Genomic DNA, 12837 nt, shown 5'->3' with positions numbered 1-12837 from the left:
AGCCGTACCCCCCCATTGGACGGAGAGGGCGCGGACAACTCGTCGAGGTAGGCGGAGTCGATCAACGTCTGATCACGCCACGCGCCTCGTTGCACCATCAGCTGACCCAGTCTGGCCATGTCTCCCGGCCGGATTGCCAATCCGAGAATCAGACACGTTCACAGAGAACCACAGACGCATCACGTTTGGGAAGAGTCCGCCTCCATGCCGAGCGCGCGACGCGCTCCCAGCGCCATGGTGACCTGTACAAGATCTTTCGGTGACGACAGGTCAAGTCCCGTCAGGGAACTCGCTTTACGCAGGCGGTACACGACCGTGTTCGGGTGTACGTGCAACTGCCGAGCGGTGGTAGCTCGATCGAATCCGGAGTCGATGAAAGATTCGAGCGTCTCGAGCACGGCAGGATCGGACTCCAACGGCGACAACACATCTGCGAGGATCGGCAGCGCAGCGCTCGGGCGGGTCAGTTGATACTCGACTGCAAGATCCTCGAGACGCACGACCCCACTTGTACGGCCGTACTTTCGGGCAACGTTCAGCACCTCGCGCGCCTGCGACACCGCTGCGGGAATTGCGGGCGGTGCCGCGACATGTACGGCGGCAACCGTCGATGCACCGATGACCTTCTCGAGATCACCCAATCGTCGACACAATGAAAGATATTGCGGACTCGACGCCCAGTTCCCCTCAGCGGGTTCCGATTCCACAATAGGAATCAGTACGGCTCCGCCACTGCTCCCGAGCACCCCGAGCGCTTTGTCACGCCCCACCTGATCGAGCTCTCGTTGCAGGTGGCGCACCTTTCTCCGCTCGGCGACGGCAGTGTCCACCTCGGTCGAGGACTCGTCGTCATTCCGTTCGACGTGCAGCGCCACCACCCAGTACAGGCGCGCCAACCTGATGCCCACATCGTCGGAGACCCGATCAACATCGACACCCGTCGAAAGTGCTACGAACAATGACCTTCGCGCAGAATCCTCGTCCGTCTGGGTGGCGTGGTCGGAACCGTAGCCGGCAAGAACCGCCGACGCGGAGGCCGCGGTGTATGCATTCAAGAGTCGTCCGGTGCGGGCAAGTGCGACACCGTCTTCCGGGACCGCCCATTCGCTGATGGTCTCCCACCACAGCCCGGCAGCCAGGTGATATGCCCGCAGCACCTCACCGAGCGGAACCAATTCCTGAGCCCGTTGGCGAGCCGATTCGCTGATGTCGGCGAGCAACTCGGGCGCCAGATCGGCGCCGGTCCGCAGCATCGAAATGAACAGTTCCAGATTGCGCCTCACGATGGTGGTGACGTCGTTACGTAATGCCTCGTCAGGGAGCAACCGGTAGAAGGTGACGTCGCGGTGGACCAGATCGACTGTCTCAATGACCAGTGGATGGGTGCGTTGCGCCAGTCGGTCGGCCAGAGATCTGCCACCAACCAGGATCGGCTCGAACGGCAGATCTTTGTTTCCTGACACAAAACCCTCCACAGAATTGAATTGCCACCACAAGGCCGACCTGCCTTTTTCCTATCACTATGTAACCCACGCCACTCACGAATTCACAATCAGCGGCGTAACTGGAAGTCCCACCTTCGACCAAGAGGAGCCTCGAGTGACGTGGAAAACGCGCAGCGCAGCCATTCTGGCAGGCGTCGTGGCTGCCGGTTCGATCGCGGCTCTCGGGACCGGTGTGTCGAGTGCCGAGACACCGGTCAGCACTATCCAGTACGTCGCACTCGGCGATTCCGCGGCGGCCGGCCCACTGGTCACCGCGCAGGACTCGTCGTCACCGGGCTGTCTACGATCACTCGACAACTACCCGTCCGTGGTGGCGCGAGAACTCGGCGCTCAACTCACGGATATGACCTGCTCGTCGGCGCGATCCGCCAACGTCACGGACACCGCACAATCGACGTTCTCCGGTCAAGTATCACCGCAGGCAACAGCATTGGGGCCTGATACCGACCTCGTCACCATCACCATCGGTGCCAACGACATCTCGTTGTTCCCGACAGTTCTGAGCTGCGTCAATCCACTCCCCGAACCCACCGGAACGTCCTGCCGTGACAAGTTCACCTCCGGTGGCGTCGATCAACAGCGACAGATGATCGAAAATGCGTCCACAGGTTGGAGTTCCATGATCGAAGTCGCGCAGGATCGAGCACCGTCGGCGCGCATCGTCGTGGTCGGATACGGAACATACATCCGTGGTGGCGGCTGCCCCGGCACTCAGCCGTTCTGGCCGCGCGACGCCGACTATCTCCAGAGTGTGATCGACTACGGCAACACGGTCATGGCAGCAACTGCGGCCCGTTACGGCGTCGAGTACATCGACATCACCGAAACCACTGCCGGGCATGACATCTGCACGGACCCTGCCACTGCTTACTACACGGGAATCGTCCCTACCCAGCCGGCGGTTCCACTGCATCCCACTGCGGCCGGGATGCGGGCGATCGGGAAAACGGTCGCCGACACTCTGTCCTGAGCTTCTCCCCCCAGCACAATTCATTCAGCACTCGCGAAAAGGGTGGAACAATCATGTCAATTCAACGAGACGCTCCGCCGCTGCCGTCCGTCGACGGCGCCCCTGTCGGAACACGTGACAAACTTCTCGGCGGCACACTCGTCGCCCTGTTTCTCGCGAACATGCTCAACTTCTTCGACCGGGCGATCCCCTCGGTCGTTGCCGAGCCGATCAAGAACGAGTTTTCGCTCAGTGACTTGCAATTGGGATTGATCACCTCTGCATTCACCCTCGTCTACGCAGTCGCAGGACTGCCTCTGGGCCGGTTGGCCGACACGAAGAACCGTCCCAAGATCATCGGGATCGGACTCCTGGTGTGGAGCGGACTGACGGCAGCAACCGGTGCCGCCGGCAGCTACGTGCTGTTCATCCTCGCGCGCCTCGGCGTCGGTGTGGGCGAAGCGACCTTCACACCCGCAGCAAACTCGATGATCGGCGATATCTACCCGGCAGAACGACGCTCACGCGCACTTGGTGTCTTCATGCTCGGTTTGCCGATTGGCCTCATGCTCGCCTACTTCACCGTCGGCAAGATCGCCGAGGCATTCGACAGCTGGCGTGCACCGTTCTTCCTCGCGGCGATTCCCGGTGTCCTGCTGGCAGTCGTGCTCTACCGCATGGCAGATCCGGTTCGTGGTGGTTCCGAAAGTCCGGAGGCCCGCGCAGCCGCTGTTTCACAGGCACCGATCACCCGCCCGATCCGTCGTCTGCTCGCAATTCCCACGCTTCGTTGGCTCATCCTTGCCGGGCTGACGTTCAACTTCGCCGCCTACGCAGTGAATTCGTTTGTCGTCCCACTGCTCATGCGCCAGTACCACCTGAAGCTGACTGCGGCGGCATCGGTCACGGGCATCATCGTCGGAATCACGGGCCTGATCGGATTGCTTCTCGGCGCTCGCTACGCTGACAAGGCCAGCGCACGCTCACCGCGCGCACGGTTGATGATCGGTGTCGGAACCTCGGCATTGGCGGCACCTTTGACGGCGCTGGCACTGTTGCAACACGGCGGAAACGTCGTGATGTTCACGCTCTTGTTCTCGGCCGGGTGGCTTCTGGCCTACGGCTTCTACATCAGCGTCTACCCTGCCATTCACGACGTCGTGGTTCCCAGGCTCCGCGGCACTGCGACGGCGCTGTTCTTCGCTGCCATGTACCTTCTCGGCGGATTCTCCGGACCGGTTGCCGTTGGAGCGATCTCGGACTGGTTCGCCAAGCGTGCGCTTGCAGATGCCGGTACCGGGAAGTTGGCTCAGTACGCCGGCGACGGGTTGAACTCGGCCATGTATCTCGTGCCGATCATGTTGGCACTCACCGCGGTATTCATCTACCTGGCTACCCGCACTGTAGGCAAGGACTCCGCGCGCATGCAAGCGGAGCTGAGCCAGGCCTGACCGACAAGTTCACGGGCGGTGGCGGGACCCTGAGGCCCCGCCACCGCCGAGTTCAGTTGACCGTAATCGCCAGAGTCGACAACATGGACCGCAACATGTCCGGCAAGCGAGCGATCATTCGCTGCTCGGTTATCCGAACGGAGACGGGCGCGGCCAGCGTCGCTCGCCACAGTTCCGGTTGATTCTTCATCAGGTTGTTGTAGACCGGGAGCAACTGATCGTTGATGTAGGTCCAACGACCATCCCGGTCCGCCCAGTTGAAGTCCGGAAGCGGCGTTTGCACAACAGCATTGCCCACCGCGAACGAGAGCGGGTTCGACTCGCGTGGCGGCACGACGCCAGGCATCGACGGTGATGCGGCGAAGGTGGTCAGGTAAGTCAACGAGCGACCAACGCTACCGCGGTAGGCCTTCGCCTCGTCCCACTGATCACCCACCGACTGGTACTGCTCCCTTCGCAGCAGACGCACATTGCCGTCGAAGACCGATTCCGGTGTCCCCGAAGCAATGTTGTTCCACGCGATACGGGCGTTCTCGTCGAGCAGCCCTGCGCGATCGAGTTCGGCGATGCCGTCGACACCGTCGTGAACCCACGCCATGTGCATGGGAATCAGGTCCGAGAAGATGTGTTTGCTCATCGCAATCACTTTCCCCTGGAACCACATCACGTCCTCGGGGCGAATCTCGTGGCCGACCTGGAGAAGTGCCGCAATGTCCTCGGGCGCTCCCATCGACGATGCAACCGGCGCCCCGATGCGGTCGATCTCTCGCCACACCAGTGCCATCGCCTCGCTGATCGCTTGGACTTCCAGCACAACCCGCCCGTAGTCCAAGTCGAGGAGTCCACCGGCGAAAGCGGGCCCGACCATTCCTCCCATACCTGCCCACTGCAGCTCTCGATGCTCGAGCTGGAGTCGCTCGTAGAATTGGAAAGTGTTGGTGAGGTTTCCGAGATTCGCGTGCACACCGTCGAACGGAGTCCACGAAGCGAGATCGATACCTGCCGACTCCGTCCCGACCGCGAGCCAGTACTGCTTGAGCAGTGTCTGATAGCGATGCGGATCCACTCCCGAGGCTCGGGCGGTATCCACCAAAGACCGCAGCGTCGCGGAATCCGATGGCAGAGAAGGATGCAGGCCGCCCGTGGCTTCGGCGTTTGCGTTCACTGCTTCCAGGTCGAGGTACCTGTCGAGCTCACCAGTACCCGCGGACGCCCTGCCTCCCAGTACGACGGCACCGCCGATACCTGCCGAAGCAACGAGAACCGTGCGCGCAAAATCCCTGCGCGTCAGAGACTTCCGCAAGCTCATCGTCCCTCGGCTTCGTCGAACGTCTTTGCCAGCCAGGCGATGTCCTGCATACCCAGCTGATCGGTCACCGTCTTGTACAGGTTGGTCACGTAATCGAGCGGCCCGCACTGCGACGGGAGCAGGTCCACGCTGCCGCCGTCTGCTCGATATGTCTGCGCCAATTGCTCTGCCTCACTGAAGGGAACGAGAAAGTCGTCCTCACAGGAAGAAATCAGAAGCTTGGAAGCCGGCGCCTGCTTTCCCAACGTGTTGTCCGCGTACGCCGCGGCCAGCGCAGGGATCGTTCGGGGCGAAGGGTTGGTGAGTAGGACGTCGAACGGAACGAATGGGAGTCCGAGGTAGAGCGCCTGGCAGGACGCGCGGAAGGCTGCGGCGACGTTGTGACCGATCGGAGTCAGATGGTCGTCGAGCCGAACGTCGGGGTAGCCCGCGTCGAATCCGAGAATGCTCGAGAAGACGAATCCGGAACCGATCCCACCGGCCGCTGTTTCCTCGAACGTTGCGGGGTCGATCATCATCGCCTGAATGGCACTGGCCTGGACGTTCAGTTCCGGCGCATAATCATGGGCTTGTTCCGCGGCAAAGCCCGCTGCGACACCGCCTCCGGCGACACCGTAGATGCCGACAGGGGTGTCTGATTCGAGGCCGGCTTCCGGAAGCGCGAGTGCTGCCCGGACGCCGTCGAGCGTTGCCTTCCCTGAAAACTGTCCGATCGAGAACGGATGGGGAGCAGTGTCGCCGTCGTTGCCGACGTCGCTCATCATCACTGCCCAGCCGTGGCCGAACATCTGAGCCACCGGGCCGAGCGCCGAGAACATCGCCGGGTCGCTCTGATTGCCGCCGGTCCACTGGTGACTTGGTGCGCAGTTCGCGCCGAGGCTGTCGTTCGCCTCGGCGTATCCGATGATCTTGCGATCACCTGGCACAGTTCCGTCCTCGGGAATCATTAGAATTCCGGTGCTGATCACCTGCCGACCGAAGTGATCAGTGGTGGTGTACATGAGTTGGTGAGCCGAGACCACGTCGGGACGGACCTGGTAGACCTGCACGCTGACCGGACGCGCTTTGAGAAGTGTGCCGGGGGCGGTACCCGGCTCGATTTCAGGTTCGTCGAACCACGGATCATCGGACGAGAGCCCGAGTGGAGTCAATTCGGTGGAAATGTCAGCGCCTTGGAGTGCCTTCACGACCAACGGGTTGAACACGTCGGCCAAGTCGACGGTCTCCTGCGCACCAGCCGGCGACCCCACCGCAAACAAGGCCACTGCCAGGGCCGATGCCGTTCCGGCGCGCCATGACCACCGTCGCCACGTCGAGTCAAACATCGTTCACGAGTTCCTTACTTTCGGGTAATGAGCACCCCTACACTCCCATTCACCTGCATTAACAGACAAGTCGGGCACCCATCCGTTGGCCGAAAACCTCGATCGGGCTTAGGCTGACGGCACCTGTCCGGCAAGTCTGGCGTGGGAGGTTTGTCTGTGAGTGCTCCGACCCGTGTATCGCGAGCTACCGGCGATTCACTCCAAGCTCGACCGCGGCCGTCCAACATCACGTGCAAGATTCTGATGGCCGTGACAGGACTGATCTTCGCCGCTTTCGTTCTCGTCCACATGATCGGAAACCTGAAGGTCTACACCGGTGCCGATCACTTCGACGACTACGCACACTGGCTACGAACGGTGTTCGAACCCTTCCTGCCCTACGAGGGACTTCTGTGGATTCTTCGCATCGTCTTGCTCGCGTCATTGGTCGCACACGTCTGGTGTGCCTGGCTGCTCACCGTCCGCGGACGCCGAGCTCGAGGAAAATTTCGACGTAAAGGTCTGGGAATCAAGTCCTTTACAGCGCGCACGATGCCCGTCACCGGAGCTGTGCTGCTGCTATTCGTCATTTTCCACATACTCGACCTCACGACCGGAACCCGACCCATCGGCAGCAGCGAGTACGAAGCGGCCACGCGCACACAGAGTTACGCATACGACAATCTGATTGCCAGCTTCGAGCGTCCGCTGGTGGCAGCGTTCTACATCGTCGCGATGGCTCTGCTGGCAATGCACCTCGCACACGGACTCTGGAGCGCGGTCAACGATCTCGGCGTGACCGGCCAACGACTGCGCCAGATTGGCGTTGCACTCTCCGGAATCTTTGCGCTCGTCGTGATGGTCGGAAACATGTCGATCCCCATCGCGGTCATGACCGGCGCCATCTCGAAGACAGGAGCGTCATAAGTGAACAGCTTCGAACTCGACGATCTGCGCAGCATCGGGACACCGGTGGACGGTAAGGTCCCGGCCGGCGATCCGGCGACGGCCTGGCCCACTCGCAAACTCGACTACAAGCTCGTCAGCCCACTCAACCGGCGCAAGTTCACGGTCATCGTCGTCGGTACCGGCCTCGCCGGCGCGGCCTGCGCCGCCTCCCTCGGTGAACTGGGCTACCACGTCGAGTCCTTCACCTTCCACGATGCACCCCGCCGTGCACACAGTGTCGCCGCGCAAGGAGGCATCAACGCTGCTCGCGCTCGAAAAGTGGACAACGACAGTCTCGCCCGCTTCGTGAAGGACACCGTCAAGGGCGGTGATTTCCGGGGCCGTGAGGCCGACTGTTTCCGTCTCGCCGAAGAATCCGTACGCGTCATCGATCACATGAATGCCATCGGGGCACCGTTTGCTCGCGAGTACGGCGGCACTCTGGCCACCCGATCCTTCGGCGGCGTTCAGGTGTCGCGCACGTACTACACGCGCGGGCAGACAGGCCAGCAGTTGCAGATAGCGTCGTCGCAGGCACTGCAACGTCAGATCGCAGCCGGAACGGTCAACCTACACACCCGAACCGAGATGCTCGATCTCATCGTTTCGGACGGGCGAGCACAAGGGATAGTCACACGCGATCTCGTGACCGGTGAGATCGGCGCCACCACAGGCCATGCCGTCGTACTGGCATCCGGCGGCTACGGAACCGTATTCCACAAGTCCACACTTGCGAAGAATTCCAACGCCACGGCCGCGTGGCGAGCGCACCGACGCGGTGCGTTGATGGCTTCACCCTCGTTCATCCAATTCCATCCGACGGCACTTCCCGTCAACTCCGAGTGGCAGTCGAAAACCATTCTGATGAGCGAATCCCTGCGCAACGACGGCCGGATCTGGGTACCGGCCAAGCCCGGAGACGATCGTGAGCCCGGCGACATTCCCGAAAACGAACGCGACTACTACCTCGAGCGCAAATATCCGGCGTTCGGGAACCTCTCTCCCCGCGACGTCTCTTCACGGGCCGCCCGCGAGCAAATCGACTCCGGTCACGGCGTCGGCCCTCTGAAAAACAGTGTGTACCTGGATTTCCGCGATGCGTTGGCACGGCTCGGCCGCAAGACCATCGAGGAGCGATACGGAAATCTGTTCTCGATGTATCGCGACGCCACCAGCGAAGACCCCTATACGGTGCCGATGCGCATCGCCCCCGGAGCCCACTTCACCATGGGAGGACTGTGGAACGACTACGACCAGATGACCTCCATCCCCGGCTTGTTCGTCGGTGGTGAGGCAGGCTGGGGATACCACGGGGCCAACCGCCTCGGCGCCAATTCGTTGCTCTCGGCATGCGTCGACGGCTGGTTCACCCTCCCGTACGCGATTCCGAATTATCTTGCACCGCTACTCGGATCCACTCCACTCGAACTGTCCGATCCCGCTGTGACGTCGACGCTCACTGACGTGAGGGGTCGGGTGGACCTGCTGCTCTCGGTCGGCGGAACACACGGCCCCGACAGGTTCCATCGACAACTGGGCGAGATCCTCTATGCGGGTTGCGGTGTCACCCGAACGGCCGAGGGCTTGACCAAGGCGATCGCCGAAATCCGCGCACTGCGAACCGATTTCTGGTCGAACCTGCGAGTTGCCGGCAGCGGAAACCAGTTCAACCAGGAGTTGGAAAGGGCCGGCAGGGTAGCCGATTTCCTCGAGCTCGCCGAACTGATGTGCGTCGATGCTCTCGATCGTGACGAGTCCTGTGGAGCGCACTTTCGTGCCGAACATCAGACTCCCGACGGCGAAGCGCAGCGAAACGATCAGGACTGGTGCTTCGTCTCCGCGTGGGAAACCGCCCAGGACGGCAGACACGTTCGACACGACGAGCCGTTGTCCTTCACCGCTGTTCCACTGCAGACGAGGAACTACGTATGAAAATCACCGTGGACGTGTGGCGCCAATCCGGACCTGAGTCGTCCGGCGCATTCGACACCTACCAAATAGACGACGCGACGGTGGAGATGTCGCTGCTGGAGCTCCTCGACCGACTCAACGACCAACTCGTGGAGAGCGGCAACGAACCCATCGCCTTCGATTCCGACTGCCGAGAAGGGATCTGCGGGTCCTGTGGCATCACCGTCGATGACGTTCCCCATGGGCCGGTTGCGAACACTCCCACGTGCCGTCAGCACCTGCGCAGCTTCTCCGACGGTGACCGAATCAAACTGGAGCCATTCCGCTCCGCAGCCTTTCCCGTGGTCCGAGACCTCGTCGTCGATCGCTCTGCGCTCGACCGGGTGCTCGAAGCCGGTGGATACGTTTCGGTCAATGCAGGAACCGCGCCGGACGCAGACAGTCAGCCGCTCTCGCATCAAAGTGCCGAAGCTGCACTGGACTTCGCCGCGTGCATCGGCTGCGGCGCTTGCGTGGCAGCCTGCCCGAACGGTGCCGCGCACCTCTTCACCGGGTCCAAACTGACCCACCTGTCTCTCGTCACGCAGGGCCGCAACGAACGTGGCAAGCGGGCCCGAGCGATGTCGCACCAGATGGAGGCCGATTTCGGGCCGTGCTCGACCTACGGTGAATGTGCGCAGGTGTGTCCCGCGGAGATACCGCTGACCGCGATTGCCGCTGTCAACAAGGAATCGATGCGATTCGGATTGCGGCGCAAGGACAACTGATCGTCACCAGGCGCCGATCAGCTTCATCCACGCCCCGCCGATGATCGTCCAGATCAGGATGATCACGACGCTCATCACGAAACCGATTCGGAACCACTCCGAGGTCTTGATGTATCCGGAACCGTAGATCACTCCGGCCGGACCGGACGCGTAGTGCGAGATACCGCCGAACAGGCTGCCGATGAAGCCGAACACCAGGGCCGAGAACAGCGGCGGCGCACCGGTTGCCACCGCCGCGCCGAGAAACACCGCGTACATCGCGACGATCTGCGCGGTGTTCGACGCAAACAGATAGTGCGCGTAGAAGTACACCAAGGTCAGGATCGCAAAAGCCCAGATCCACGGCAAACCGTCGACGCTCGAGGAGACCTGGGTTCCGATCCACGAGATCACGCCGAGTTCTTCGAGATGGCTTGCCATACCGACCAGAACGGCAAAGAACACGAGCGTCTGCCACGCCCCGGTGTCGTGGACCAGGTTGTTCCACGTCAGCACCTTGGTCACCAACAGGATGCCGATTCCGACGAATGCTGTTGTAGTGGCATTGACATTGAGCTGCGAGCCCAGGCACCAGAGCACCAGCAGCAGAACGAAGGTGGCGGCCATGATCTTCTCGTTGCGGCTGATCGGACCTGCCTTGCGCAGTTCCTCCCTGGCTTGCTCGGGTGCTTTCGGAGTCTTCAACATCGTGGGCGGGAAGATCTTCGACATCACCCACGGGATCGCGATGAGACTCGCAATTCCCGGAACCGATGCTGCCAGCGCCCATTTGCCCCACGAGATGTCGATGCCGATCTTGGCAGCCGCATCGACGGCGACGGGGTTACCCGCCATGGCGGTGATGAACATCGCGGAGGTCACGACGTTGACTTGCAGCGACGTGAGCAGCAGATATGCTCCGAGCTTCTTGCGAGAGTCCTCGGGCTCGGGATTGGAGTCCTCCAACTTGCTCAGTGAGACGATGATCGGATAGACGACGCCACCAGCGCGGGCGGTGTTCGACGGTGTCGCCGGAGCAAGTATCAAGTCCGTCAACGTCATTCCGTAGGACAAACCGAGGCTCGACTTGCCGAGCTTGGTCACGAACATGAGTGCAACCCGTTTCCCGAGTCCGGTGACCAGGAAGCCTTCGGCAATGAAGAACGACGCGACGATCAGCCAGATCGTGGTATTGCTGAAGCCGGACAACGCTTCCGTCGGCGTCTCGGTCTGGGTGATCATGGCGATCGACAGGCCTACCAGCGCCACAGAACCCGTCGGCAGAGGCTGCAAGATCAACGCCACGATGGTGCCGACGAAGATTCCGAGCATGTGCATGCCCTTGGGATCCACACCGTCCGGAACAGGCATGAAATAGATGATCAGGCCGAGGACGACGGGCACCGCAGCCGGGTAGTACCGCCTGAGCACCGATTGTTTCGACGGCTCCGCCGGCGGTGTCGTCTCAGAAAAAGACTCAGTGCTTTCGGATTTGGCCTCGGACATTTGCATCTCCTCGACTTGTCGCCCCAGGTGATCGCCCCAGATGATTGTCCCCCAAACATCAGGTTTTCGTGCGGTCAATCCAAGTTCGAGAGAAAATGCCCGGAAGTACAGTCGTCCTCACGAGGCGCTGTCTCGCACCGACGCTTCAGTGGGAGAATGCCCATCTCGCAAAAGATTGTGCCAATCGATCAACAGAGGCGCGGGCGTGCTGCACGCTTGAATCTCGGAGAGTTGTTCAACCTGCTTCTTCGAAAGGTATTCGTCGGCAAGATGTTTGGGTCAGGACTGCGCGGATTGCCGACCTCGACCGGATCTTCGCGCGTGATGTGATCCAATTCCGAAGCATGTCAGCCGACAGACAGACCCACGAACCGAGAAGATTCGTATCGGGCCGACGAGTGGTTGCGCCATCTATTGTCGGGAGTGTGACGGAATCCGACGCCCACGAGGACTCGACCGACTCCACTGAATCGGAAGTGGCCGGTCACCCGCGGAAACGTCCACTGTGGCGTGAGATTCTGATCCTCGTTGTCGTCGCACTTGTCCTGAGTGTTGTCATTCAGAACTTCGTCGGACGCATTTTTCTGATCCCGTCGGAGTCCATGGAACCGACACTTCACGGATGCACCGGCTGCACGGGAGACAAGATTTTCGTCGACAGAATCAGCTATCGATTCGGGGATCCACAGCCTGGGGATGTGGTCGTGTTCAAGGGACCCGAGTCCTGGAACGACGAGTACAAATCCATTCGATCCGACAATTCGATTGTTCGCGCATTTCAGGGACTCGGGTCCATCGTCGGCTTGGTCCCGCCGGACGAAAACGACCTCGTGAAGCGGGTAGTCGCGGTCGGTGGCCAAACCGTACAGTGCCTGTCCGAGGAAGAGGGGCTTCGGGTGAACGGCAAGCCGCTGACCGAGCCGTACCTCGACAAGCGCATTTCGGGCAACGATACCTCTTGTCAAGGAAGGTATTTCGGGCCGGTCACGGTTCCCGACGGGAACCTGTGGGTGATGGGCGACAACCGCGCCCATTCGAAGGATTCACGGTTCCATCTCGATGACGAACACAGTGGAACGGTGCCGATCGACAATGTCATCGGCAAGGTTCAATTGATCGTCCTTCCCTTCTCACGGTGGGGAACTGTGAGCTCGTTCGATCCGCAGTGACAGATCGAATCAACCAGGCGGCCCGCATCTTCGGACGGC

General features: G+C 61.3%; 10 protein-coding genes. 6 read left to right on the top strand and 4 right to left on the bottom strand.

Annotated features, from left to right (window positions below; all coding sequences use genetic code 11):
- Positions 1-179: 179 nt before the first annotated feature.
- Positions 180-1463, bottom strand: coding sequence for a PucR family transcriptional regulator (locus tag PCS43_RS08825; protein WP_054826048.1), 1284 nt, complete (start codon positions 1461-1463; stop codon positions 180-182).
- 136 nt (positions 1464-1599) lie between these two features.
- Here PCS43_RS08825 and PCS43_RS08820 point away from each other — a divergent pair, with 136 nt between their 5' ends.
- Together PCS43_RS08820 and PCS43_RS08815 are read left to right on the top strand one after the other, a co-directional pair.
- Entirely contained in the window at positions 1600-2475 is an 876-nt protein-coding gene (locus PCS43_RS08820; RefSeq protein ID WP_073513379.1) for an SGNH/GDSL hydrolase family protein, read from the top strand.
- A 53-nt stretch (positions 2476-2528) separates the two neighbouring features.
- Positions 2529-3905, top strand: coding sequence for a spinster family MFS transporter (locus PCS43_RS08815; RefSeq protein ID WP_003942962.1), 1377 nt, complete (start codon positions 2529-2531; stop codon positions 3903-3905).
- Between the two features lie 52 nt (positions 3906-3957).
- Here the strand turns inward: PCS43_RS08815 and PCS43_RS08810 are convergent, their stop codons facing one another.
- Positions 3958-5214 (bottom strand): Tat pathway signal protein, encoded by a 1257-nt coding sequence (locus PCS43_RS08810; RefSeq protein ID WP_052416923.1) that lies wholly within the window; start codon positions 5212-5214, stop codon positions 3958-3960.
- On the bottom strand, positions 5211-6539 hold the full coding sequence (locus PCS43_RS08805) for a lipase family protein (protein ID WP_065455020.1): 1329 nt from the start codon (positions 6537-6539) through the stop codon (positions 5211-5213). Before PCS43_RS08805 ends, PCS43_RS08810 begins: the two co-directional genes overlap by 4 nt.
- Positions 6540-6695: 156 nt before the next feature.
- On the opposite strand from PCS43_RS08805, the gene PCS43_RS08800 reads away from it, so the two are divergent.
- Genes PCS43_RS08800 through PCS43_RS08790 form a run of 3 tightly spaced genes read left to right on the top strand, consistent with a single transcriptional unit; the run spans position 6696 to position 10144 of the window.
- Positions 6696-7445, top strand: a complete 750-nt coding sequence (locus PCS43_RS08800; protein WP_047269404.1) for a succinate dehydrogenase cytochrome b subunit — start codon at positions 6696-6698, stop codon at positions 7443-7445.
- The gene (locus PCS43_RS08795; protein WP_007730764.1) at positions 7446-9398 is read left to right on the top strand and encodes a fumarate reductase/succinate dehydrogenase flavoprotein subunit; all 1953 of its coding nucleotides are present in this window, start codon (positions 7446-7448) and stop codon (positions 9396-9398) included.
- A complete protein-coding gene (locus PCS43_RS08790) occupies positions 9395-10144 on the top strand; it encodes a succinate dehydrogenase/fumarate reductase iron-sulfur subunit (protein WP_042921559.1) in 750 nt (249 codons plus the stop codon). The genes PCS43_RS08795 and PCS43_RS08790 overlap by 4 nt, the downstream gene beginning before the upstream one ends.
- A gap of 3 nt (positions 10145-10147) precedes the next feature.
- On the opposite strand, the gene PCS43_RS08785 is transcribed toward PCS43_RS08790, so the two are convergent.
- Complete coding sequence (locus PCS43_RS08785; RefSeq protein WP_073513380.1) at positions 10148-11629, bottom strand: anion permease; 1482 nt, start codon at positions 11627-11629, stop codon at positions 10148-10150.
- Between the two features lie 425 nt (positions 11630-12054).
- Here PCS43_RS08785 and lepB point away from each other — a divergent pair, with 425 nt between their 5' ends.
- A complete protein-coding gene (lepB, locus tag PCS43_RS08780) occupies positions 12055-12798 on the top strand; it encodes a signal peptidase I (protein ID WP_073513381.1) in 744 nt (247 codons plus the stop codon).
- Positions 12799-12837 lie beyond the last annotated feature (39 nt).

It is taken from the genome of Rhodococcus sp. C-2 (assembly GCF_027854095.1).
Lineage (GTDB): Bacteria > Actinomycetota > Actinomycetes > Mycobacteriales > Mycobacteriaceae > Rhodococcus_F > Rhodococcus_F qingshengii.
This window is presented reverse-complemented; position numbering and strand designations above follow the sequence as displayed.

Bases quoted from the DNA above. Each gene is read 5' to 3' on its own strand.
- PCS43_RS08805 (WP_065455020.1), bottom strand. From the start codon at position 6,539: ATGTTTGACTCGACGTGGCGACGGTGGTCATGGCGCGCCGGAACGGCA.
- PCS43_RS08790 (WP_042921559.1), top strand. From the start codon at position 9,395: ATGAAAATCACCGTGGACGTGTGGCGCCAATCCGGACCTGAGTCGTCC.
- PCS43_RS08810 (WP_052416923.1), bottom strand. From the start codon at position 5,214: ATGAGCTTGCGGAAGTCTCTGACGCGCAGGGATTTTGCGCGCACGGTT.
- PCS43_RS08785 (WP_073513380.1), bottom strand. From the start codon at position 11,629: ATGTCCGAGGCCAAATCCGAAAGCACTGAGTCTTTTTCTGAGACGACA.
- PCS43_RS08815 (WP_003942962.1), top strand. From the start codon at position 2,529: ATGTCAATTCAACGAGACGCTCCGCCGCTGCCGTCCGTCGACGGCGCC.